Below are 21036 nucleotides of genomic sequence, written 5' to 3' on the forward strand. Positions count from 1 at the left end.
GGAAAGCGGGGAGGTCATGCAGTCATCAAGGCACATCCAGTGATTGAGCCAGCGGGGCATTCCATGCAGCACATGAGTAAAGACTATGTTTGTGAAAAGTAAATGTGGATCAAGGTGTTATCTTTGCAACCTGAGAAAAGACTGCACTCGGAGGGCGAGCCGTCGGGGGCTGAGATTAAGCGGAAAAATGTGAAACGAATATGAAAAATAAGGTAAAAGTCCGTTTTTCTGCGAGCCAGACAGCCAGCGTTCAGTTTATGTGCATGGGTGGCCGTCAATTGAATTCCGGCCACTGTTTTAGCCGCTTTTCGGCGGATGTTGAAGAGGGTAACCGCAGACTTTTTTCTTGCGGGTCGGGGTGCTACCCAGTGCAACCGGTTTCCGGGGGAGGATCCTGATGCCATTCGCACCTGGCGCCTGCAGCGCCAATCCCCTCAACCTGTACCTGACCCGCCTGGCGCCCTCCAGCCAGACGACCCTGCGCTACGTGCTGCAGGATGCCGCCGACCGCCTGGGCTATGAAGACCTCAACCTGGAGGACATTCCCTGGCACCAGTTGCAGCCCGAGCAGGTCACGGCCCTGGTGGCGACCTTGCGCCGCGACGGTTATGCCCCCAGTACTTCCTCGCTCTACGTCAACGCCCTGCGCGGGGTGTTCAACGAAGCCTGGCGCGCCAGCCTGATCAGCTACGACCACCTGTTGAAGATGCGCTCGGTGAAGGCCATGGGCGGCACGCGCCTGTCCCGGGGGCGCAACCTCAGACGCGGGCTGATCCAGGAACTGATGGCCGTCTGTGCCGCGGACCCGCGCCCCCAGGGCGTGCGCGACGCGGCGATCATCGCCGTGCTGTACGGCTCGGGTATGCGCAAGTCGGAGTCGGTGAACCTGGACCTGGCCCAGGTGGACTTCGCCCAGCGCAGCCTGCAGGTGCTGGCCAAGGGCAACAAGCAGTTGATCAAGTACGCCCCGACCTGGGCCTTCGACAAACTCCAGGCCTGGCTGGACCTGCGTCGCGCAGACTTGCCGGCGGGCCTTGAGGACGACGGCTTTCTGTTCAACCGGATCCGCCGTGGCGGTCATATCACCCGCGAGCGCATCACCAAGCACGCTATCTACTACATCGCCCGGCAGCGCGGCGCCCAGGTCGGCGTGCGGATCATGCCCCACGATTTCCGCCGTTCATTCATCACCCGAGTGATCGAGGAACACGACCTGTCGATTGCCCAGAAGCTGGCTCACCACACCAATATCCAGACCACCGCCAGCTATGACATGCGCGACGACAACGAGCGGCGCCGGGCCATTGATCGTTTCGACCTGTAGCGCGACATGTTCAGGGCAGGCTTGGCGTGAGTTGCCCGCAGAGGTCCCAGACTTCCACTATCTTCGCGTATTCGAGCCCATGGCTCGTGTCGCTCTGCAACCAGTCCTCGAAGGCCTGGCGCTCGGCCAGGCTGCAATCGGCCTCGCGCAGGCGTACGCACCAGTGCGCGGCCTGCATCATCAGCACGTGCTCTGCTTGATGGGTGGCATCAGTCATCGTTCATTCCTTGTCCAGCGTGGCAGCGGCGAGGCCCCAGTATCGAGGCAATAGCGACGCGAAACCATGATCGACGACAGCATCCTTGGCTCAAGCCTCGGGGCTGCTGCCCAGGACATGGGCATGCCCCAGGGTGCGAATGCGCACCCGGCTGCCGGGGGCCGGCGCCTGCAATCCGGAACTGCGTACCGGCAACAGCTGTTCATGCCCCGCGGCGCTGGTCACGCCGATGCTCAGGGTGCAGGTGTTGCCGGCGAAGTCGCACTCCCTGACCACGCCCTGACAACTGTCTGTGCAATCGCCGTCATCGACCAGCACCTGCAATTGCTCGGGGCGCAGCATGATCTGCGCCGGGCCCTGGAGCGTTGCATCGCGGACCGGCACCAGGCCCAGGTCGCATTCCGCCAGGCCCTGGTCCAACCGCGCCGGCAGCAGCACGGCATCGCCTAGAAACAGCGCGGTCTGGGCATCCCGTGGGTGCTGGTACAGCTCCAGCGGCGCGCCGGCCTGGACCAGCCGGCCCTGACGCATCACTGCCAGCTGGTCAGCGAAAGACAGGGCTTCAGCCTGGTCATGGGTGACCAGGATGGTGGTCACGCCGGCCTCGGCCAGCAGTCGTGCCACGGCCTTGCGCATCGAGGCCCGCAGGCCGGTGTCCAGGGCCGAGAAAGGCTCGTCCAGCAGCATCAGCCGCGGGCGTTGGGCCAGGGCCCGGGCCAAGGCCACCCGTTGCTGCTGGCCGCCGGACAGTTCATGGGGCCAGCGCGCCGCCATGCTCCGGTCCAGGGCCACCATGTCGAGCAACTCGGCAATGCGCTGCTGCTTGTCCCCGTGGGGCCCGGTCAGGCCAAAGCCGATGTTGGCCGCCACGCTCAGGTGCGGAAACAGCGCGCCGTCCTGCGGCACATAGCCGATCAGGCGCCGATGGGCCGGCACCGCGCCCTGGTCGTCCACCAGCACCTGGCCATTGAGGGTGATGCACCCACGGTCGGGATATTCAAAGCCGGCGATCATCCGCAGCAAGGTGGTCTTGCCGGAGCCCGAGGGCCCGACAATCGCCGTGCGGCTGCCCGCCGGCACGCTGAGGCTGATGTTCTGCACCGCCGGGGCGCCGCCGAAGGATTTGTGCACTGCGTGAAGTTCGAGAGCGTTCATCGGCCCGCCGTACGTCTGGATTGGTGATAGAGAAGGCCGGTCAACGGCAGGGACAGCAGGATCATGATCAAGGCGTAGGGCGCTGCCGCCGCGTAGTCGATCTCGCTGGTTCTGGCCCAGAAGCCGGTAGCCAGGGTCCGGGTGCCATTGGGCGCCAGCAGTAGGGTGGCGGTCAGTTCATTGCTGATGGCCAGGAACACCAGGGCCGCGCCGGCCGCGACGCCCGGTGCGGCCAGACGCAGGGTCACGCGCCACAGCGCCTTAAACGGCGTGCGCCCCAGGCTGCGGGCGATGTTTTCCAGCTCCACCGGCGCCTGGGCGATGCCGGCGCGCAGGCTGACCAGGGCGCGAGGCAGGAACATCAGCAGGTACGCCAGCAGCACGGTGATGCTGGTCTGGTAGATCGGCCGGGCGTATTTCACAGTAACCGTTACCAGGGCCAGGGCGACGACGATGCCGGGCAGGGAACTGGTGACGTAGTTGCAGCTTTCCAGGACCCGCAGCAGGCGCCCGGGAGCGCGGATCGACAGCCAGGCCACGGGAATCGCCGCGCAGGTGGTGAGCAACGCCCCCAGGCTAGCCAGCATCAGAGTCTGTTGCAGGCTGGGCAGCAGCTCCGGCGCCTGCCAGACCTCAAGGCCGCCGGACAGCAGCCAGTTGCCCAGGGTCAGCAGCGGCACTCCCAGGGCCAGGGCGCAGGTCAGCACCGGCAGGCACAGCGCCGCGAGCCGTGTTGCGCCGCGCAAGGTCTGCAGGCGTTGCGCGCGCGGGCTGCCGGAGCCGACCCGGGCGTAGCGCGCCTGGCCACGGCTGGCGGACTCCGTCGCCAGCAGCGCCAGGCAGCACAGCACCAGCACACTGGCCAGCATGTTGGCCGCCGGGCCGTTGTAGGTGGACTGGAACTGGTCGTAGATGGCTGTGGTGAAGGTGTCGAAGCGGATCATCGCGTACAAGCCGTACTCGGCCAGCAGGTGCAGGCCCACCAGCAATGCACCACCGCCAATCGCCAGGCGCAATTGCGGCAGCACCACCCGCAGAAACAGCGCCCGGGGCCTGAGCCCCATGGATTCGGCGACATCTTCCAGGGCCGGATCAAGACGCCGCAGGGTGGCTGACACCGGCAAGTAGATAAACGGGAAATAGGCGATCACCGACACCAGCACTGCCGCTGGCAGGCCGTGCAGCGAGGGCGCCAGGCTGACCCAGGCATAGCTGTGGACGAACGCCGGCACCGCCAGTGGTGCCACCGCCAGCAGCGACCAGGCACGCCGCCCGGGCAGGTCGCTGCGTTCGGTCAGCCACGCCAGCGCCACCCCCAGCAGCACGCACAGCGGCAACGTCAGTACCAGCAGCAACAGGGTATTGCCCAGCAACTCCGCGACCCGTGGCCGCAGCAGCAACTGGCTGATGGTCGCCCAGCCGGTCTGGATCGAGATGCCGATGACAAACCCCAGGGGCAGCAGGGCCAGCAGCGACACCAGCAGCGCCGCGCCGAGCAGCCAGGGCGGCGAGCGCCGTCCCTGGCCCTGGCGGCGATAACCGCTGCAGGTCGCGACAGCGCCCCGGGGCATTTGCGCAGCGGGCGTGCGTGACAGATTGTCGGCCATGGTTTACAGGAGACCGGCCTGGGTCATCAGGTCCACGGCTTGCTTGCTGTTGAGCTTGGCGGCGTCGACTTTGGGGGCTTCCAACTCGGCCAGAGGCACCAGCTTGGGATTGGACTGGGCGCCCAGGCCCACCGCGTATTCGAAGGAGTTGCCGTTTTTCAGCACAGCCTGGCCCTTGGCGCTGGTGATCCACTTGAGGAAGGCCTGGGCCTGCTCCTGGTGCTTGCTGGATGCCAGTACCGCGCCGCCGGACAGGCTGACGAAGGCCCCCGGGTCCTGATGCTTGAAGTAGTGCAGGGCGGTGTTCTTGCTGTTCTCGCCAGTCTTGGACTGGTCGACGAAGCTGTAATAGTGATAGATCACGCCGCTGTCCACCTGGCCGGCATTGACCGCCTTGAGCACCGCGCTGTTGCCGCGATAGACGCTGGCATTGGCTTTCATGCCCTTGAGCCATTCCAGGGTTGCGGCTTGCCCCTTGAGTTCCAGTACCGCGCTGACAATGGCCTGGAAGTCGGCGCCAGCGGGTGATGCGGCCCAGCGGCCTTTCCACGCCGGGTTGGCGAGGTCCAGCAGGGATTTGGGCAGGTCCGCCGGTTGCAGGCGGGCCGGGTTGTAGACGAATACCGTGGAGCGCGCGGCGATGCCCACCCAGTTGCCGTGGGTCGGACGGTAGGCGGCAGCCACCTGCTCCAGCGTTGCCGGAGCCACCTTGGCGAACAGCCCAGCGTTGTCCACCAGGGCCATGGCCGGCGAGTTCTCGGTGAGGAACACGTCTGCGGGCGAGGCCTGGCCTTCCTGCACCAGCTGGTTGCCCATCTCGCTGTCGTCGCCGTTGCGCAGGGTGACCTTGATTCCGGTGTCACGGGTAAAGCCTTCGACCCAGGCCTTGGTCAGGCCTTCGTGCTGGGCGTTGTACACCAGGATGCCATCGGCATCGGCCGCGTAGGCATGGCCGGCGGTCAGCAAGGCGCCGACCAGCAGGGCGGTTTTGAACAGCGAAGAGGGCGTGAGGGTCATGCTTGGGGCAGCTCCTGGGGTGTTGTTTTTGTCAGGCCTCGGACCGCGCGGTTCGAGGCGTCAGAGAAGGCATCGCGAATCGGCTGAACAATAGGAATCATTTGCATATGAAGTCGCCGGCAATGTAGAGCGGCAAATCAGAAAAAAACGTCAAATTTATGGTGAATTCCCGTGATGGCGGCATTTGCCCGCTGTCCGCTGTCGGCTGCCGTCATACAGAGTGTGATGACGGCCACAGACCGGGGGCCCGGCGCTGCAAGAAGTCCCGGGCAAGTGCCCGGGATTGATTTACAATCGGCGCCGCAGCACCTGCTGGAAATGGAATTGACCGGTCAAACGAGGGAAGCAATCTTGAGCGCCAAACTGTGCAACAACATCAATGCCGTCACCTTTGTCAGTAAATACAAGGCGGCCTGCCAGCCGATCGCCGATCAACTGGACCTGCCGGTGGAAAACATCCTCGGTCTGGCGGCTCAGGAGAGCCAGTACGGGGCGGGGCGGATCGCCCGGGAACTGAACAACTACTTCTCCATGCATGCGCCGGCGCCCTTGCAGATCAGCGCCGAATCGGCCCAGGGCAGCGCCAGCGTCAAGGTGGCGAAGTTCGACTCCTTCCAGAAATCCGCCCAGTCCTTCGCCTTGCGCTATGGCGCCTCGGTGCGCGGCAAGCGCGAACCCATGGAGTTCGCCCAGGCCCTGGTGCGCAGCGGCTACAACAGTGGCGATGCCGCCACCGGCGGGCGCAACGGTTTTGCCGACTACCTGGCAAAGATCATCCTCTCGGTCAGGGGGCGTCTGGCGTGCTGAGCAAAGATCGCCGTTCCTGGCTGCTGGGCCTGACCCTGGCGTGCACCACCCTGGTCGCCTGCGCCGGCGGCACACTGTCGCCGACTCAGGTCAAGGCCACGGGCCTGACCCGCGAACAGGCTCAGGCAGTGCTGCTGGTGGCCCTCAGGCATCAGGACTATCAACTGGACAAGCCCGGGGTGTTCGTCGACGGCGACCTGCAGGACGAGCACGGCCAGCCGCCCCATCCGGGGTACTTCGACTTCAGCCTCGGCTACAACGACCCCAAGGCCGGCGCCACCGAGTACTGGGGGCTGTTCTCGGTGAGCATCGCCACCGGCGATGTCTGGGAAACCAACCTGTGCAAGCGCCTGGACGGTACTGAACTGCAAACCCTGCAAGGGCAGATCATGGCCCGTACCGGCAAGTCCCTGAAGGACGAGCAAGCGCAGCGCCAGGGGCTGGGCTGCGACGAAGGGCAATAAAAGGCCGCCGTCCCGGAGCAGCACCAGGAGCCCCGGGGCGCCGCACGCGCTATCCGGGCAGTTGCAGCAGGGCCGCATACGCCGCGGTGCCGATGGCCGCCGCGGCGAGCAGACCCAGGCTGCCGCCCAGGGTGATGGCGCCGACGATCAGCAGTGAGCCGGCCGCCGCCAAAGGCTCGCGGCCGATTTCGCTGTAGGCGATGTACACCGCGAAATTGAGGAAAACCGCCACGGGCAGTTCCTCTTGCAGGCAGCGTTGCAGGCCCGGTCGCAGGCGAAGGGTGACGAAGGCCGGAATGATGCGCACCAGGCAACTGGTGGTGAACAACGCAGCGATGGTGACCCAGCCAGCCTGGCTCATGATCGGTTCCAGGCCAGGATGACGCTGGTGGCCAGTACGCTGGGGATCCAGAAATACAGGGTGCCGAGCAGCCGGATCAGCACCAGGCTCAGGGTCACGCACAGCGTCAGGCGCAACAGGATCGCCAGGCGCCGCCCGGGGAGCAACGCCAGGCGACGGCGCAGCTGGCTCAGCGCCAGGTACATCAACACCACGCTGGCGGGGTAGCCGAGATTGAGCTCGGAGCTGACCCATTGCGCGGGCAGCGCGCGACCCAAACAGGCCCCGAGTACCCCGGACAGCACCCAGGTGAGGAAAATCGTTGCCCGGATCGTCAACACCGCGGCCGGGCTGTCTCCGTGGGTTTCGGTGGCGTAGGCCTCGTCCCCCAACAGATGGGCCGCCGCGGCCTTGGTCAGCCAGCGGCGGGGCAGCCGCGCCGAAGAGGCGAAGGCCATCGGCAGGTAGCGGCTGTTGAGCGAGGCGCTCACCAGCAACAGGGTGAAGAACCCGGCGCCCGATTGGGCCAAGGGCAGGGCGGCAAACTGGCCGCTGCCGGTGAACCCCAGCAGACCCACCAGGGCCACCTCCAGCAACGACCAGTCGGCGCGGGCCGCCAGCACGCCAAACAGCATGCTGACCGGAACAATCGCCAGGGCCGTCGGCGTGACCCGGCGCCAGAGGTCCGGCCGGCCGGTAAAAGAATCTGGCTGTGGTTGCTGCTGCATGAATGGCTTGCCCTCCCGGATCTACGCCATGCCGGGCGCTTCAATGCGCTGGCCATCAGGCTTCGAGAGTCTGGGGAAGGGCTGGGGGAACGTCTTGAACGATTGTGCGACTTTGCCGGGCCAATCCCTGGGCCCGGCGGGTGTCAATAGCGGTAGCCGACGTTGACCATCACCGCCGCGGTTCCCAGGACCACCAGCTCGGTGCCTACCGGGCCGTAATGCATGCCGACTGCCGGAATCAGCACCGGCGCCACGCCGAAGTGGTTCAGCGGGATCTTGTCCTTGTAGTCGCCCTTGTAGCCCTCGATCAGGCCGCCGCTGAGCTTGGCGTAGACCGGCCAGTCGGCGCTCTCCCAGGCCTTGCCGACGTAGGCGTAGTAGGAGCGCTGGGAGAAGGAGTTGCGGAAGGTGCTCACGCCCCACAGCTCACCGTCGGCGTAGTTGCGTTCCAGGCCGATCAGGTCCTGGTGGTTGTTGTGGTCGGGGTCATTGCGCCAGTGGTTGGTGTAGACGCTGGTCTGCACGTACCAGAAGTCCTGCTGCTGATCGGCGTGGGTACTCCCGGCAGCGCCGAGCAGCAGGGCCGCTATGAGGGCCTTCAGCGCGTGGCGGCTGGGCGTGGACTGGCGGCTGGGCGGGGCTTCAAACATCAGAGTCATCATCTTTCCCTGCCGTAACGGCAGTTGCGCCCCCTCGGAAATCAAGGGGGGGAGGGGGCGGCGAAAGTACCACTCGGGCTTTCGACCGATCAATTACTCAACTGTTGCTTTATCTATCTGCGCCTCGATGCGCTGGATCAGATAAGGGTAGAACGGGTTGGCGGTCAGGCGCATCAACTCGTCCATGGGCACCACCAGCACTCCGCGTTCGCCCCGGGCCGCCAGGGTGCCCAGGTGCACCCCGAAGTCTTCACGGGGGCTGGGCTGGGTGCCGTACAGGCCATCGTCGATCGGAAAGGGCAGCGCCACATGGGACAGGGAAAACACCCCAGGCGGGTAGGCCAGCTCCAGGGGGCGCCGGCTGCTCTCCAGGCTCAGGGCGAGCTGGCTGAGCTCCTGCAGCTTGGCATTGCCCGAGCCCTCGTTGCTGAGGATCCGCGTCGTGTAGTTGCGTGGCGCCGGTGGCAGCAGGTTGGCCAGGGAGGTGACGCTGGCCGTATCCAGCAGCCCCTCGAAGTCGCGGTCGCGGTTGAGGTCGAAGATCACCAGCTCGCTACCGTTGGCCGGCAGTTGCCGATACAGGCCGTTGACCACCGCCGGGGTACTGACCGTGGCATCGGTCAGCGACTGGAAGCCGAGGATCGGCGGCAGCCGGGCCAGGCGTGGATCGTCTGTCAGAACCTGCAACTGCTGTTGCAGGGCATCGGTCAGCAGCCATGACTGGCGCGCGGCATTGGCCGGAAACGAGTTGTACTTGAACGGGTTGTATTCGGGCCGCAGGTTGAGCCACGCCGCCTTGCTGAAGGCCGGAAGCACCGCAGGCAGGGCGGCCAGCCCGGCAAACCGCGCGGACGCGGCGACGCCGATCATCGGTGAAATCAGCACCAGGCGCTGGGCCTGGGGCAATTGCGGGTCGTTCAAGGCATCCAGGGCGTACTTGACCGCCAGCGCGCCACCGTTGGAATAGCCCACCAGATGCAGTGGCGCCGGCGCCGGCACCTCGGCCCGGGCGGTACGCAGGGCCAGCCGGGTGGCCGCCAGCCAGTCCTGCCACCTTGCATCGGTGAGCCCCGCTGGCACCGTACCGTGGCCCGGCAGGCGCAGGCCGATGGCCAGGTAGCCGTGTTCGACATAGCGCTGGGCGACATGCCGCAGGCTGTAGGGTGAATCGGTCAAGCCATGCAGCAGCACCACCACGCCTCGCGGCTTACCCGCCGGGCGCAGCAGGTAGGAACGGTTCCAGTCGGTGGCGAAGTGCGGTGGGTAGACCCGGCTGTCCTTGCGGTAACGGTTGAAGGGCGGCACCTGGGAAGGGTCCAGGGTGTCGCTGACTTCGCGCTCGACTTCGGCGAACACCCGTCCCTCGGCCTGCAGCCAGGTTGCCCAGTCGGCCCGATCGATCTGCTCGATGCTCAATTCGTGGGGCACCCGCAGGTGCCAGGGTTGCAGCGCCGGGCCCCGTTCGCTGTCGTAGGCTCGCCACGCCAGCAGGGTCAGGCCGGCCACGCCGACGATCAGTGCGCCACGCTTGAGCAGGCGCGCCAGGACGGGGGCGATCATGAGCCGCTACTCGGTTGCGCGTAGCGGATGCGGTGCGTGGCGGGGGAGGACGACAAAGACATGCTGGACCATTGAACCAAGGGCAAGTGGGAGATCGCCGTGGCGACCGGGCAAGCATAACAGGGGCATGGGTTGGTGGCCGAGGACGCCGGCACCTTCGCCTGGCGCGCTGCACTTGTGGTGTAATCCGCGGCCAGCGCCACAGCACCGGGAAACCTCCAGATGCACGAATCCGCCCGTCACATCATCGATCTGTACCAGCGTCATGCCCTGGCCTGGGACCGCTTGCGCCAGGCCGACACTGGGGCCTTCGCCCAGGAGCGGCTATGGCTGGAGCGCTTTCGCCAGGTCATGGGCGCAGGCCGCGAGGTACTGGACCTGGGCTGTGGCGGCGGCGAGCCGGTGGCGGGCTATCTGCGCGAGCATGGCTATGCACTCACCGGCGTCGACAGCTCTGCAGCCCTGCTGCACCAGTGCCGTCAGCGCTTTCCCGAGCAGCGGTGGCTCCACGCCGACATGCGCGGGCTGGCCCTGGATCAGGACTTCGCCGGCATCCTCGCGTGGAACAGCCTGTTCCACCTGAGCCCGGACGATCAGCGCGCCATGTTCGCGGTGTTCGAGCGCCATGCGGCCCCGGGCTGTGCCCTGCTGTTCACCAGTGGTCCGGCGGCGGGGGAAGCCATTGGTCAGTTCCAGGGGGAGGCGCTGTACCACGCTAGCCTCGATCCCGGGGAGTACTGCACCTTGCTCGACACCCATGGGTTCGAGGTGGTGCAGCACGTCAGTGAAGATCCACAGTGCTGCGGCTTCACCGTGTGGCTGGCGCGGGCGCTGGATTACTCATGAAAAAACCGGCCCATTGGGGCCGGTTTTCAAGTGGGGGGTCTTAGTGCTGCATCATGCTGTGGTCCGGCGCATCCAGTGCCCGGGCCTCGGCGTCAACCTTGATCGACTCCTTCTCGCCCTTGGCGTTTTCCACGATCAGGGTCAGCGGCACCTTGTCACCCACCTTGATCTGGCCGGTCAGCTCCATGAGCATCACGTGGTAGCCGTGGGTGTCCAGGCTGACCTTCTTCCCGGCTGGCAGGGCGATGGCGTCCACTTGCTGCATGCTCATCACGTCGTTGTGCATGCTCGACTGATGGATCTGCACGTTCTTGGCCACAGGCGACTGCACGTCGACCAGCTTGCTGTCGCTGCTGGCGGTGAGGTCCATGAAGGCGCCGCTGGCGTGCTGGCCAGGGACGGTGGCGCGGACCCAGGCGTTGTCGACCTGGGTCGCGGCGCTGGCGGTGCCGGCCAGGCCCAGCAGAGAGATCAGCAGCAGGGCGGATTTAAGGCGCGACGGGCGCTGGTGGGCATTCATTAACAAACCTCCATGACGGTGAGCAGGTCTTCCGCGCACTCTTGGGCGGTAAGGGACTGGGACAGCCCCAGGCGCAAGGTGCCCCGGGAGTCGTAGACGAAACTGGTGGCGGTATGGGACAGGGTGTAGGTCGAGCCGCTGGGGATCTTTTCGTAGAACACGCCGAATTCCTTGGCGGTGGCCGCGGTTTCTTCCAGGCTGCCGTACAGCGCCTCGAAGCTCGGGTCGAAGGCCTTGACGTAGGCGTCCAGCACCTCGGGCGTGTCGCGCTCCGGGTCCAGGGTGATGAACACCACCTTCAGGCGCTCGCCGTCGCGGCCCATCAGCTTCTTGGCCTGCGCTGCGCGGGCCAGGGTCGTGGGGCACACGGCCGGGCACTGGGTGAAGCCGAAGAAGATCATCGGCATCAGGCCGCGGTAGCTGGACAGCGACTTGGTTTCGCCCTGGGAATCGGTGAGTTTGAAGGTGCGGCCGAGAATCTGATTGCTCAGGTCCTTGCCGTACTTGAAGGACAGTCGGGGACTGTTGTCGCAACCGGCGAGCAGGCCCAGGCCGAGCACCCCGGCGCTGGTGAGCAGGGTGCGGCGAGTCAGCAGAACACTCATGAAATAACGCCCTTTGAACAGCCAGACAGGCAAAAACCCGCGCATGGTAACAAACCGACGAGAGCCGCGGCGGGCTAATTGGACCGATGCCTGCGGCCATCGGTCGCAGGCGGGCTAGGGCTCACCGGCAAGCTCGCCGCGTGGCGTCTAGCTTTCCAGGGCGGCTACCTGCACCAGCGCGCGCACGGCGCTGCGAGTGGCCTGGGTCAGGGGCTGAGGCAGCCGATCGAGCTCGAACCAGGCCACCTCGCTGTGCTTGTGCGGCTCGCAATTACGCGGCGCCATGGCCGGGGCCGATGCCAGATAGACCGGCGAAACCCAGTGTTCCTGGCGCAGCGGGTCGATCTGATCAACCACGCACAGCAGGCTGACGCCTTGCAGGGTCAACCCCAGCTCTTCGTGGATTTCCCGGCGCATGGCTTGCTCCACCGGCTCCAGCCAGTCGACCTTGCCCCCGGGCAGGCCCCAGCAACCGGCCTCGGGATCACCCAGGCGCTTGACCAGCAGCAACTGGCCGTCACGGACAATCGCGACACCGCACCCCAGGCGTGGCTGTTGTTGCATGGCAGGTTCTCCTTGCGCTCGAAAAGTGGGACTGGCACCGCAGCCCCCCCGGCAGCCCCGATCACTGTTGCGACACTACCGGCAGCGGCATCGCGGCAGATTATTGCTTTGTTGTTTATTTGTAATGACAGCTCCGGGCCACGGCTCGCGGGCGCGATTTCAATGGCGCCACAGCGTCGCGCCTAGCACCAGCAGCGCCAACAGGATCAAGACAACTCCGGTGCCTCGTTCCAGCCAGGGCAAGGCGCGGGCGAACCGCTCGCGCACCCGGCGGTTGCCGATCGCCAGGGCCACCAGCAGGTCCCAGAGCAGCACCGCGCTGAACATCCACAGGCCGTAGACCAGTTTCCAGCCGGCGCTGGTCTGCGCGCCCACCAGGGAAGCCAGGCTGACATAGAACAGCGCGTTCTTCGGGTTGAGAATGCCGGAGAGAAACCCCATGCCCAGGCCGCGTCGCCAGCTGGCGCGGCCCAGCGCCCGGGTTTCGCCGTTGCTGTCTACCGCAGCCAGGGAACTGGCCCCGGCATGGCGGATAAACAGCCAGCCCATGTACAGCAGGTAACCGCACCCGGCCAGCTGGATGCTCAGGAATAGCGGACCGTCGGCCCGAAACACCGAAACCCCGGCGAAGGCCAGGACGATGAACACACCGTTGGCCAGGGCGATGCCCAGGCAGGCGCCGGTGGCCGCGCGCCAACCGGCGGCCATGGACATGCGCGCCACCAGGAAGAAATCCGGACCGGGGGAGAGCAGGGCGAGAAAGTGCGCGGCGGCGACCAGCAGGAACTGTTGCAGCATCGGTAGGACTTCCAGTGACTTGATAGCCCGGAAGTCTGCGCTGCCCCAAGGTCAGCGGTATTGAAGAAAATTGCGCCGCCTCAGGCCTTGTAAAGCCCCGGGGTGACGCCGACGTGGGCCTTGAACACCCGCTGGAAGTGCGCCTGATCGGCAAAACCCAGGCGCTGGGCCAGGTTCGCCGAGGTTTCCCCGGCCTGCAGCGAGGAGCGGGCCTGGATGATTCGCTGGTTCAGCTGGTAGGCGTGGGGCGTCAACCCGGTGGCGCTGCGGAAGGCGCGGATCAACTGATAGCGGCTGATGCCGGCCAGTTCCGCCAGTTGCTCCAGCGCGTTGCTCTGTTCCGGGTCGTGCTGCAGGTAATCCATGACCCGACGCACCGCGGCACTGGCCCGGGCGGGGTCCGCTGCGAGGGCGATCACCGGTTGCTCATGGGCGGCAAAGCCACCGATGAATTCAATCAGCGCGGCCTCCTTGTCCTGCCAACTGCAGGTAGAGAACAGCAGGTGGTTGAGCCGACAGAAGCGCTGGTACAGATCCTCATCCTGGCTCAACAGCACCTGGTTCAGCGGGCACGGCGCGTTTTGCTGCATTTCCTGGCGCACCGCTTCGACCCAGCGCGGGTCCAGGTGCAGCATCTGGTAGCTCCAGGCGTGGTTGGGTAAAGGGTTGCAGGCGTGGGCGCAATCGGCCGGGACAAACACCACGCTGCCTGCCTGAATCAGGGTCGGGCCCTGGGCTGCGCCACTGAACAGGCTGACGCCACGGTCTACGGCGCCGATGGAGATCGTCGGATGGCTGTGGGCCTTGTAGTTGGCGCGGCTGTCACAGGCCCGCCGGCTTTCGACGTAGGGCAGCTTCGCATCGCGCCAGAATTGCGTTGAAGCAGTCATGGCGGTTTCGCAGTGGGGGCGAGCGGGTGGCTAGGCTAACAGGCCGGGGCGGGCAGGGGCCAGCGTGGTTGAGGGGCAGTCAGCCGGCGCCTGTGGCAGGGCGGCGGGAGAAAAAACGATTCCGCTTAGAACGTTTATTTCTGTGAGTTATGTCGATAGTTGTTTTGCTTATATCTAAAACCAGCGGAACAACGCTGAACAAGCGACCTTATCCGTCATGTAATGCGATCTGCAGCTATAACGGATACAGCCGTGCGCCGGACGCTGAAAAAACTGCCCAAACAGCAAGCGTTGCTGCTGGACCGGCCTCTTGCCGGACCGGCGCCGGTCCTTAGAATCCGCTCCATCCGCTTCATTCAACTATCGATACTTCAGGGAACAGGATCATGATGAACGCCATGCAGATGCCAATGAACTCCACCATGCCGATGATGCCAATGATGGGCATGCCGATGATGATGGCGACCATGAGCTGCGAAATGCTCGAAGACGGCATGCAGTGCAAGATGATGCCGGCAGCGGGCATGGACATGGCCATGTTCAAGAACAGCTGCGAAATGATGCAGATGATGATGAACTGCGGCATGCCGATGATGATGCACTGCGGCAACATGAGCATGATGTGCATGTCGCAGATGGCGATGGCCATGCCGATGATGAACATGATGATGCCGATGCCCATGATGGGCATGCCGATGCCATCGATGAAGTGCGTGATGGAATGCACCCCGATGGCCGATGGCATGCTGTGCAAGCTCATGCCCATGGCCGGCATGAACATGGACATGATGAAGAACTGCTGCGCCCTGATGATGAAGATGATGAACGACTGCAGCATGCCGATGATGATGAGCTGCAATGGCATGCCGATGATGTGCTGCACCTGCTGAGCCAGCAGCCGCGGCAGTAAAAAGCCCGGCGGGGGATGAGTCCCTCGCCGGGCTTTTTATTTGGGCCGGGCCATCAGTCCAGGCGCTCGGGATGGGTCACCACCAGATAGGCCACGGCCTCGCTGTCGGCCGGATTGCGATAGCGATGGGGCTGGTCGGCGTAGAACAGGATCGAATCCCCGGGCGACAGCAGGTAGCGCTCCTCGTTGACGCTGATTTCCAGCACCCCCTGGGCCACCACCAGATTCTCCTGGACGCCGGGGCCATGGCCGGTGGAGTGCTCTTCACCCAGTGGGCTCAGGCGCAACTCATAGAATTCCGATTGCCGGGCCACGTCGAAAGGAAACAGCGCGCGGCTGACGAAGCTGCCATTGGCGCTGACCAGGCGCTTGCTCTGGCTCGCGGTAAGCAACGCCACGCCTTCGAAGGCCCGATTTTCGAGAAAGGCCGCCACCGAAACCTTCAAGCCCCTGGCAATCTTGCACAGCACCTTGATCGACGGCACGCTGCGCCCGGATTCGATCTGCGCCAGCATCGCCCGGCTTACCCCGCACTGGCGGGCCAGGGCATCCAGGGACAGGTGACGCTTGCTGCGCAGGCGCTGCAGGTTCTGCGCGACCTGCTGGGTGCAGGGGTCTTCGTCCTGGGCAGGCTGGGGCGCGAGGTCCAGCAGCGACGAAGCATCGTCGGCCAGAAAGCGCGAGGGGTCTTGAGCGTTCACCCGTGGCGGACTCCATGGCCAGGCTGGGCCTGAATCCACTGCATGGCTTGGCAGGCCGCGTTGCGCGCATAGATTTCCCACATCAGACGTGCCCGTTGCTGAGCCTGTTTACGTTTGCGGTAGCTGGCCAGGTCGATGAGGTTGTCAGGCGTCTGCATGGGGGGGCACTCACTGTGATGACGAGGGGCGGATGAGCTGAGAGTACGTGGATATTCATATAGCCATAAATAATCAATATTTATTTATTAATTCTTTTTTGAACTATATGAGCGCTGGGCCGCGAAAACCGATCAGCCCGGTTGCCTCTGCACAAGGGAGCGCTCCCGCAGCGCTCGACGCCACCTGAGCCGCGCTGCCGGCCTTGGGGCGTTCAAGGCTTTCTTAGCTTATGCGAAAAGAGAATTTCAAAGTGGCTCGTCAAGACCGTTATGGTCTATGAAATTCCCCTGATCCCTGACCAAGGAACCGCCCCATGAACCTTCCACGACGCCTGCGCGCATTGCTCGCCAGTGCCTTGCTCCTCACTCCCCTGGCCCAGGCCAGCGAACCATTGGTGCTGAACATCGGCGATCAGAACTACTACAACATCCGCGCCTCGGTGGAGGCCTCCGGGGTGCTGCAAGGGGCTCCCTACCAGGTCGAATGGAAGCACTTCCAGGCTGCGGCTCCGCTGGCCGAGGCCCTGAGTAGCGGAGCGCTCGACCTGGGGTTTCTCGGTGACTCGGGCTTTCTGTTCCTGGCGGCCAAGCAGGCGCCGGTGAAGCTGATCGGTGTTTCCCGGCAGAACCCGGACACCATCGCCCTGTTAGTGCCCAAGGACTCGCCAGTGAAAAGCATCGCCGACCTCAAGGGCAAGAAAGTCGCCTATTGGCCCGGCGCCTGGAGCCAACAACTGACGCTGCGCGCCCTGGAGCAGGCAGGCCTGCCGGAAAACCATGTGGAGTTCGTCAAGCTCATGCCCATCGATGCCGCGGCAGCCTTGCCCCAGGGGAGCATCGACGCGTTCCCGGTGTGGGAACCCTACATTTCCCAGCAGATCGTGTTCTCCGGTGCGCGTCCGATCCTCTCGGCGCGCAACCTGATGCCCGGGCTCAGTGCCGTGGCGGCGTCCACCGCGGCCATCGACGCCAAGCACGCGGCCATTGCCGACTTTCTCGTGCGCCTGAAAAAGGCCCGGCAGTGGGTCGACACCCATACCGACGAGTACGCCGATCTGTGGGCGAAGAAAGCCAACCTCGACCAGAACGTCTCTCGCCACTGGTTGCGCCAGGCCCACCTGACCCTGGGCCCGGTGGACCCGCAGGCGGCCTCGGACCTGCAGGGCACGGCGGACTTCCTGTTCAAGGTCAAGGCCTTGCCCGCGCCTTTGGTCACCTCGCCGCTGATTGATCATTCGTTCCAGCAAGCCTTGGCGGATTGATTGCCGTTTGTTCCAGGCGCGGTCGTGCCAGCCAACATCGGTCGCCAGCGTGCCGCGCAGGGCAGGGGCGCTGACTCAAGCGTTCTGCCGGCGCGAAATCCCTCTTGTTGCATGCGCGCTCAACTCGGGCGCCAGGTCCAGTGAGCGCCGAGAGAAAAGCCAGGGCTGCCTATACTGCAATCCGGGTTTTGCTCAACGCGCCACGACCAGCAACAGGAGTTGCCATGAACTTCAAGGAAATCGCTTACGAGCAACATGGATCCGTAGTGGTCATCCGCTTCAATCGCCCCGAGCAGCGCAACTGCATCGGCCCCGTGACCCACCTTGAATTGATCGACGCCTGGAGCCGTTTTCGCGACGACGACACGGCCCTGGTCGCGATCATTACCGGCACCGGTGACCGGGCCTTTTGTGCCGGCGGCGACCTCAAGGCCGCCGCACAACTGGTGCCGTCGAATCCCGAGGAAATGGCCGCCCATGAGCGTGGCGAGCGCCCCGGCATCATTGGCCCCAGTCGCTGGGTCGATGTCTACAAACCGGTGATCGCCGCGGTCAATGGCGTGGCTTATGCGGGGGGCCTGGAGTGGGCCTGTTTTGCCGACCTGCGCATCGCCGAGGAGCATGCATCCTTTGGCGTCACCTGCCGCCGCTGGAACATCGGCCTGGCGGACGGCGGCACCCAGCGCCTGCCACGGATTGTCGGCATGGGCCGGGCCATGGAGCTGATCCTCACGGGCAAGGTGATCGATGCCCAGGAGGCTTACCGCATAGGCCTGGTCAACGAAATAGTGCCCAGCGGGCGCTCCCTCAAGCGAGCCCTCGAACTGGCCCAGCTGCTGGCCGGGCTACCGCAACCGGCGATGCGCTCGGACAAGGAAGCGGCCATCCGCGGTTACGGACTGCCCCTGGCCGAGGGCCTGAAGATCGAGGCCCAGTGCTTCAACCGTTCGATCCACACCCCGCAAACCCAGGAAGGGCTGCGCCAGTTCATCGAGCGTGATCACCCTGATCGCAGGATCCGGCCCGGGCCGGGCATGGCCAGGGACTGAGCCCCGCCCGGCCAGGGGATTCAAGCCTGGCCGCGCAATGCCCGGCAGGCTTCTGCCAGGGCGGCGCGCAACGCCTGGCACAGGCGCTGGGGATCGCCATCCTGGCGAAACCCCTCGACCTGACGCTGCAATTCGACGAAACACCGGCCCTCGGCACTACGGGCCAGGCTCAGGCGCGGATCGGGCTGGACATAGCGCGGATCGTCCGGTGCCAGGTACAGGCCATTGAGGTTCTGGTAATCGGCGTCGATCCAGGCGTACAGGTGATGTTCGAAGCGCTCGGCAAACCGATAGCGACCAAAGTCCATCACCTGCAATTGCAACGGCGCCACACCGGGCACCCCGGCCAGTTGCACATTGACCCCGTCGATCAGCAACGGCTGCCCTCGGTTGGCGCTCATCAGGCGTTGCAGCGTCCCGGCCACCTGGGCGCTGATCGGTAGTTCCTGCTCATCACGCCTGACCTGCAGTTCGCCGTTCTCCTGGCACACATGGAAGCGCACCGCGCCACAGCTGCTGGCGGTCAAGCCATAACGCCGCAGCAGGAGTTCGGCCTGCATCAGCGCGCCGGCCAGTTCGGGGCCCTGCCAGTAGCGCTGCCACTGGCAGCGCGGGCGGGTGCAGGCCCGGCGCAACAGCAGCACCGCCGGTTCCGCGGCACGCCCGTCATGCCACAAGGCGTCGAAGCCCAGGTCGATCAGGGCATAGGCCGGCAATGGCGTGATCGCCGCTCCGGCGTGGCTCATGGCGGCGTAGACCAAGTGCTCCATCAGCACTTCGTGCACCGCCTCGGCCAGGGTCAGCAGGCCGTTGGAGTGGGGCAACTGTGGGGCTTCGTCCGGCGGCACGCCAATGCCCTTGATGTCGAACAGCACCTGCTCGCTGGCCGGCGCGCACAGCACCGCGGCGCGACCATAGCGCGGCGGACGCCAGCCCGTTACCCGGCGGTTATCCAGGGCAATCGGGGTGTTGATGCCTTGGGCCGCCGCCTGGCTGGTGGATATATAAGCGGCGTTGCGCAGCAGCCAGCGGTCGATGGCCACCGGCAGGGGCTCCCCCGGCGCCTGTTCCCAGGGGGCGTCGAAGTCGGCGCGCAGCGCCGGGTAGTTGGCGAACAGCACCCGCGCACCGGCCACCCCGAGCAACTGCTCCGAGCTTAGCGTCTGACCGCTCTGGGCATAGTCGGCCAGTTGTTGCACCCGCGGGCCGGGGGCGAAAGGCCGGTTCAGATCGTGCAGGTCTTGCCAGGCGGGGCTGTTCATCGAGCGTCTCCGATCCAGGCGGCCAGGCGCCCGGGGTGGTCGAGGGCGGCGATCGGGTCCAGCAGGACCCAGTTGCGGCGCAGTTCCAGGCTGGCTTGCGGTCCATGGGCCACCTCGCCACGGCCGCGCAGCATCGGCAGTTCCCGCAGCGCGCCGGCCGCCGGGGCGCAGACCCCCAACGCTTCGGCGTGGGGGCTGTGGCGCAGGCGCTCGAACAACGGCGGTTCGCGGGTGCGGATCGCAAGGTATTGACCGTTGGGCAGCGCCGCTCCGGCCCCGGCCCCGGCCCAGGGCTCAAGGCCGGCATCGCGCAAGCGCGCCAGCAGCCCGGGCATCTGCTGTTGCAGGCGCTGGCTACGGGCCTGGGCCCGGGCGACGGCGGGCATCAGCGCCGGCAGGGCATGGATCGACAGGGCCGGGCTCAAGGCCGGGCGGGCGCGGGAACGCTGGCCCGGCGACCAGACGTCGATATCGCCATCCACCGGCAGGTCGCCGAACAGCGCGCCGCCGCCGCCAATGTCCAGGGCCTTGCCGTGGCCCAGGGAGGTGACCACCAGCGATGCGCCCGGACAGTGCAGTCCCCAGGCCGCGGCGCTGTCTTCGATGATCGGCCGATGCGCGCCGAGCAACTGGCGCAAGGCCGGGATGTCGCAGGGCAAGCCGTATTGATGGACCGCGATCACCGCGTCCAGGCCGTTGACATGGGGCGCCAGCGCCTCACTGCTGAGCAGCAGGTCGGCGGCGTTTTCGATAATCACCGGTATCGCGCCGACATTGAGGACGGCGGCCACCACTTGATGACAGGTAGCGGCCGGAACCGCGACCCGCCAGGTGCCGGTGACCCCCAGTTGGCGCAGCGCCAGTTCCAGCGCCGCGGTGCCGGAACCGACCAGGGCGCCGTGGAGTCGTTGATAGAACTGCGCGAGCCAGGACGAGCACGGCAGCCGATCGGCCTCCCGTGCCCGCCACTGGCCATCGGCAGGATTTGGAACTACTTGCACTTGTCCATGGCGCAAGCGGTGAGGGCCTCGACCTTGCATTTGTCCATGGCGCAGGCGGTCAGGGCCTCGACCTTGCACTTGTCCATGGCGCAAGCGGTGAGGGCCTCGACCTTGCATTTGTCCATGGCGCAGGCGGTCAGGGCCTCGACCTTGCACTTGTCCATGGCGCAGGCAGTCAGGGCCTCGACCTTGCACTTGTCCATGGCGCAGGCAGTCAGTGCTTCGACCTTGCATTTGTCCATGGCGCAGGCGGTCAGGGCTTCGACCTTGCACTTGTCCATGGCACAGGCGGTCAGGGCCTCGGCCCGGGGGCCGCCGATGCGCCAGCTGGTGAACTTGCTCTCCGGCAGCGCGCCGCGCTTGACCACATCCAGATGCAGGGTGCGGGCCTCATGGTCGTTGCATTCGAGCAGGATCTCGTCCTCGGCGACCGCGAAGTGATCGTGCAGCAGGCAGAGTCCGAAGCGATCCAGGTTGCCGTGGCGCTCCAGTAGCTCATGCAGGTCATTGATGAATTGCGCATCAGACGCCCCCAGTGGCATGGCTTCGTCAAAGGAGGGATTGGCGTGTCCGTTCATGTGGTGTACTCCAA

General features: G+C 65.5%; 25 protein-coding genes. 7 read left to right on the top strand and 18 right to left on the bottom strand.

Annotated elements, in window-relative coordinates; translation table 11 throughout:
* Positions 1 to 397: 397 nt before the first annotated feature.
* On the top strand, positions 398 to 1324 hold the full coding sequence (locus BLV47_RS15060; RefSeq protein WP_092314848.1) for a site-specific integrase: 927 nt from the start codon (positions 398 to 400) through the stop codon (positions 1322 to 1324).
* A 10-nt stretch (positions 1325 to 1334) separates the two neighbouring features.
* Here the strand turns inward: BLV47_RS15060 and BLV47_RS15065 are convergent, their stop codons facing one another.
* The 4 genes from BLV47_RS15065 to BLV47_RS15080 all read right to left on the bottom strand — a co-directional run bounded on the left by BLV47_RS15065 (position 1335) and on the right by BLV47_RS15080 (position 5320).
* The gene (locus BLV47_RS15065) at positions 1335 to 1541 is read right to left on the bottom strand and encodes a FecR/PupR family sigma factor regulator (RefSeq protein ID WP_092314850.1); all 207 of its coding nucleotides are present in this window, start codon (positions 1539 to 1541) and stop codon (positions 1335 to 1337) included.
* 90 nt (positions 1542 to 1631) lie between these two features.
* Positions 1632 to 2696, bottom strand: coding sequence for an ABC transporter ATP-binding protein (locus tag BLV47_RS15070; RefSeq protein WP_092314852.1), 1065 nt, complete (start codon positions 2694 to 2696; stop codon positions 1632 to 1634).
* The gene (locus BLV47_RS15075; RefSeq protein ID WP_092314854.1) at positions 2693 to 4303 is read right to left on the bottom strand and encodes an ABC transporter permease; all 1611 of its coding nucleotides are present in this window, start codon (positions 4301 to 4303) and stop codon (positions 2693 to 2695) included. Before BLV47_RS15075 ends, BLV47_RS15070 begins: the two co-directional genes overlap by 4 nt.
* Positions 4304 to 4306: 3 nt before the next feature.
* Positions 4307 to 5320 (bottom strand): iron ABC transporter substrate-binding protein, encoded by a 1014-nt coding sequence (locus BLV47_RS15080; protein WP_092314856.1) that lies wholly within the window; start codon positions 5318 to 5320, stop codon positions 4307 to 4309.
* 351 nt (positions 5321 to 5671) lie between these two features.
* Between BLV47_RS15080 and BLV47_RS15085 the strand changes: the two genes are divergently transcribed.
* Both BLV47_RS15085 and BLV47_RS15090 read left to right on the top strand, forming a co-directional pair.
* The gene (locus BLV47_RS15085) at positions 5672 to 6127 is read left to right on the top strand and encodes a glucosaminidase domain-containing protein (protein WP_042941648.1); all 456 of its coding nucleotides are present in this window, start codon (positions 5672 to 5674) and stop codon (positions 6125 to 6127) included.
* Entirely contained in the window at positions 6121 to 6591 is a 471-nt protein-coding gene (locus tag BLV47_RS15090; RefSeq protein ID WP_092314858.1) for a hypothetical protein, read from the top strand. Before BLV47_RS15085 ends, BLV47_RS15090 begins: the two co-directional genes overlap by 7 nt.
* A 49-nt stretch (positions 6592 to 6640) precedes the next feature.
* On the opposite strand, the gene BLV47_RS15095 is transcribed toward BLV47_RS15090, so the two are convergent.
* The 4 genes from BLV47_RS15095 to BLV47_RS15110 form a co-directional block, all read right to left on the bottom strand.
* Entirely contained in the window at positions 6641 to 6952 is a 312-nt protein-coding gene (locus BLV47_RS15095; protein ID WP_092314861.1) for a hypothetical protein, read from the bottom strand.
* Positions 6949 to 7659 (bottom strand): AzlC family ABC transporter permease, encoded by a 711-nt coding sequence (locus BLV47_RS15100; RefSeq protein WP_092314863.1) that lies wholly within the window; start codon positions 7657 to 7659, stop codon positions 6949 to 6951. The genes BLV47_RS15095 and BLV47_RS15100 overlap by 4 nt, the downstream gene beginning before the upstream one ends.
* 143 nt (positions 7660 to 7802) lie before the next feature.
* A complete protein-coding gene (locus tag BLV47_RS15105) occupies positions 7803 to 8309 on the bottom strand; it encodes a sn-glycerol-3-phosphate transporter (RefSeq protein WP_092317239.1) in 507 nt (168 codons plus the stop codon).
* 102 nt (positions 8310 to 8411) lie between these two features.
* Positions 8412 to 9878 (bottom strand): alpha/beta hydrolase, encoded by a 1467-nt coding sequence (locus BLV47_RS15110; protein WP_092314865.1) that lies wholly within the window; start codon positions 9876 to 9878, stop codon positions 8412 to 8414.
* 222 nt (positions 9879 to 10100) lie between these two features.
* Between BLV47_RS15110 and BLV47_RS15115 the strand changes: the two genes are divergently transcribed.
* On the top strand, positions 10101 to 10724 hold the full coding sequence (locus BLV47_RS15115) for a class I SAM-dependent methyltransferase (RefSeq protein ID WP_092314867.1): 624 nt from the start codon (positions 10101 to 10103) through the stop codon (positions 10722 to 10724).
* 40 nt (positions 10725 to 10764) lie between these two features.
* Here BLV47_RS15115 and BLV47_RS15120 read toward each other — a convergent pair whose 3' ends face one another.
* From BLV47_RS15120 to BLV47_RS15140, 5 genes are all read right to left on the bottom strand, one after another.
* Entirely contained in the window at positions 10765 to 11244 is a 480-nt protein-coding gene (locus BLV47_RS15120; RefSeq protein ID WP_092314869.1) for a copper chaperone PCu(A)C, read from the bottom strand.
* Positions 11244 to 11849 (bottom strand): SCO family protein, encoded by a 606-nt coding sequence (locus tag BLV47_RS15125; protein WP_092317242.1) that lies wholly within the window; start codon positions 11847 to 11849, stop codon positions 11244 to 11246. Before BLV47_RS15125 ends, BLV47_RS15120 begins: the two co-directional genes overlap by 1 nt.
* Before the next feature lie 147 nt (positions 11850 to 11996).
* On the bottom strand, positions 11997 to 12413 hold the full coding sequence (locus BLV47_RS15130) for an NUDIX hydrolase (protein WP_092314871.1): 417 nt from the start codon (positions 12411 to 12413) through the stop codon (positions 11997 to 11999).
* Positions 12414 to 12572: 159 nt separating this feature from the next.
* The gene (locus BLV47_RS15135; protein WP_092314873.1) at positions 12573 to 13211 is read right to left on the bottom strand and encodes a LysE family translocator; all 639 of its coding nucleotides are present in this window, start codon (positions 13209 to 13211) and stop codon (positions 12573 to 12575) included.
* A gap of 80 nt (positions 13212 to 13291) precedes the next feature.
* Positions 13292 to 14101, bottom strand: a complete 810-nt coding sequence (locus BLV47_RS15140) for an AraC family transcriptional regulator (RefSeq protein ID WP_092314875.1) — start codon at positions 14099 to 14101, stop codon at positions 13292 to 13294.
* A 386-nt stretch (positions 14102 to 14487) separates the two neighbouring features.
* Between BLV47_RS15140 and BLV47_RS36550 the strand changes: the two genes are divergently transcribed.
* Positions 14488 to 14991: a hypothetical protein gene (locus tag BLV47_RS36550; protein ID WP_167365664.1), complete on the top strand. Its 504-nt coding sequence runs from the start codon at positions 14488 to 14490 to the stop codon at positions 14989 to 14991.
* Between the two features lie 73 nt (positions 14992 to 15064).
* Here BLV47_RS36550 and BLV47_RS15150 read toward each other — a convergent pair whose 3' ends face one another.
* Together BLV47_RS15150 and BLV47_RS36230 are read right to left on the bottom strand one after the other, a co-directional pair.
* Positions 15065 to 15661, bottom strand: a complete 597-nt coding sequence (locus BLV47_RS15150; RefSeq protein ID WP_167365700.1) for a helix-turn-helix domain-containing protein — start codon at positions 15659 to 15661, stop codon at positions 15065 to 15067.
* A gap of 47 nt (positions 15662 to 15708) precedes the next feature.
* Positions 15709 to 15870 (bottom strand): hypothetical protein, encoded by a 162-nt coding sequence (locus BLV47_RS36230; RefSeq protein ID WP_167365665.1) that lies wholly within the window; start codon positions 15868 to 15870, stop codon positions 15709 to 15711.
* Between the two features lie 314 nt (positions 15871 to 16184).
* On the opposite strand from BLV47_RS36230, the gene BLV47_RS15155 reads away from it, so the two are divergent.
* On the top strand, positions 16185 to 17132 hold the full coding sequence (locus tag BLV47_RS15155; protein ID WP_092314879.1) for an ABC transporter substrate-binding protein: 948 nt from the start codon (positions 16185 to 16187) through the stop codon (positions 17130 to 17132).
* A gap of 224 nt (positions 17133 to 17356) precedes the next feature.
* A complete protein-coding gene (locus tag BLV47_RS15160; protein WP_092314881.1) occupies positions 17357 to 18181 on the top strand; it encodes an enoyl-CoA hydratase/isomerase family protein in 825 nt (274 codons plus the stop codon).
* Between the two features lie 20 nt (positions 18182 to 18201).
* On the opposite strand, the gene BLV47_RS15165 is transcribed toward BLV47_RS15160, so the two are convergent.
* The 3 genes from BLV47_RS15165 to BLV47_RS15175 are packed head-to-tail and all read right to left on the bottom strand — an operon-like array spanning position 18202 to position 21022.
* Positions 18202 to 19443, bottom strand: coding sequence for a hypothetical protein (locus BLV47_RS15165; protein ID WP_092314883.1), 1242 nt, complete (start codon positions 19441 to 19443; stop codon positions 18202 to 18204).
* A complete protein-coding gene (locus BLV47_RS15170; RefSeq protein ID WP_244168880.1) occupies positions 19440 to 20444 on the bottom strand; it encodes a DegT/DnrJ/EryC1/StrS family aminotransferase in 1005 nt (334 codons plus the stop codon). Before BLV47_RS15170 ends, BLV47_RS15165 begins: the two co-directional genes overlap by 4 nt.
* Complete coding sequence (locus tag BLV47_RS15175) at positions 20435 to 21022, bottom strand: hypothetical protein (protein ID WP_244168881.1); 588 nt, start codon at positions 21020 to 21022, stop codon at positions 20435 to 20437. Before BLV47_RS15175 ends, BLV47_RS15170 begins: the two co-directional genes overlap by 10 nt.
* Between the last annotated feature and the right edge of the window lie 14 nt (positions 21023 to 21036).

The organism is Pseudomonas saponiphila, assembly GCF_900105185.1.
Lineage (GTDB): Bacteria > Pseudomonadota > Gammaproteobacteria > Pseudomonadales > Pseudomonadaceae > Aquipseudomonas > Aquipseudomonas saponiphila.

Bases quoted from the DNA above. Each gene is read 5' to 3' on its own strand.
- BLV47_RS15175 (WP_244168881.1), bottom strand. From the start codon at position 21,022: ATGAACGGACACGCCAATCCCTCCTTTGACGAAGCCATGCCACTGGGG.
- BLV47_RS15100 (WP_092314863.1), bottom strand. From the start codon at position 7,659: ATGCAGCAGCAACCACAGCCAGATTCTTTTACCGGCCGGCCGGACCTC.
- BLV47_RS15070 (WP_092314852.1), bottom strand. From the start codon at position 2,696: ATGAACGCTCTCGAACTTCACGCAGTGCACAAATCCTTCGGCGGCGCC.
- BLV47_RS15065 (WP_092314850.1), bottom strand. From the start codon at position 1,541: ATGACTGATGCCACCCATCAAGCAGAGCACGTGCTGATGATGCAGGCC.
- BLV47_RS15110 (WP_092314865.1), bottom strand. From the start codon at position 9,878: ATGATCGCCCCCGTCCTGGCGCGCCTGCTCAAGCGTGGCGCACTGATC.
- BLV47_RS15095 (WP_092314861.1), bottom strand. From the start codon at position 6,952: ATGAGCCAGGCTGGCTGGGTCACCATCGCTGCGTTGTTCACCACCAGT.
- BLV47_RS15080 (WP_092314856.1), bottom strand. From the start codon at position 5,320: ATGACCCTCACGCCCTCTTCGCTGTTCAAAACCGCCCTGCTGGTCGGC.
- BLV47_RS15160 (WP_092314881.1), top strand. From the start codon at position 17,357: ATGAACTTCAAGGAAATCGCTTACGAGCAACATGGATCCGTAGTGGTC.
- BLV47_RS15140 (WP_092314875.1), bottom strand. From the start codon at position 14,101: ATGACTGCTTCAACGCAATTCTGGCGCGATGCGAAGCTGCCCTACGTC.
- BLV47_RS15130 (WP_092314871.1), bottom strand. From the start codon at position 12,413: ATGCAACAACAGCCACGCCTGGGGTGCGGTGTCGCGATTGTCCGTGAC.
- BLV47_RS15115 (WP_092314867.1), top strand. From the start codon at position 10,101: ATGCACGAATCCGCCCGTCACATCATCGATCTGTACCAGCGTCATGCC.
- BLV47_RS15135 (WP_092314873.1), bottom strand. From the start codon at position 13,211: ATGCTGCAACAGTTCCTGCTGGTCGCCGCCGCGCACTTTCTCGCCCTG.
- BLV47_RS15120 (WP_092314869.1), bottom strand. From the start codon at position 11,244: ATGAATGCCCACCAGCGCCCGTCGCGCCTTAAATCCGCCCTGCTGCTG.
- BLV47_RS15060 (WP_092314848.1), top strand. From the start codon at position 398: ATGCCATTCGCACCTGGCGCCTGCAGCGCCAATCCCCTCAACCTGTAC.
- BLV47_RS15125 (WP_092317242.1), bottom strand. From the start codon at position 11,849: ATGAGTGTTCTGCTGACTCGCCGCACCCTGCTCACCAGCGCCGGGGTG.
- BLV47_RS15075 (WP_092314854.1), bottom strand. From the start codon at position 4,303: ATGGCCGACAATCTGTCACGCACGCCCGCTGCGCAAATGCCCCGGGGC.
- BLV47_RS36230 (WP_167365665.1), bottom strand. From the start codon at position 15,870: ATGCAGACGCCTGACAACCTCATCGACCTGGCCAGCTACCGCAAACGT.
- BLV47_RS15165 (WP_092314883.1), bottom strand. From the start codon at position 19,443: ATGAACAGCCCCGCCTGGCAAGACCTGCACGATCTGAACCGGCCTTTC.
- BLV47_RS15155 (WP_092314879.1), top strand. From the start codon at position 16,185: ATGAACCTTCCACGACGCCTGCGCGCATTGCTCGCCAGTGCCTTGCTC.
- BLV47_RS36550 (WP_167365664.1), top strand. From the start codon at position 14,488: ATGATGAACGCCATGCAGATGCCAATGAACTCCACCATGCCGATGATG.
- BLV47_RS15105 (WP_092317239.1), bottom strand. From the start codon at position 8,309: ATGTTTGAAGCCCCGCCCAGCCGCCAGTCCACGCCCAGCCGCCACGCG.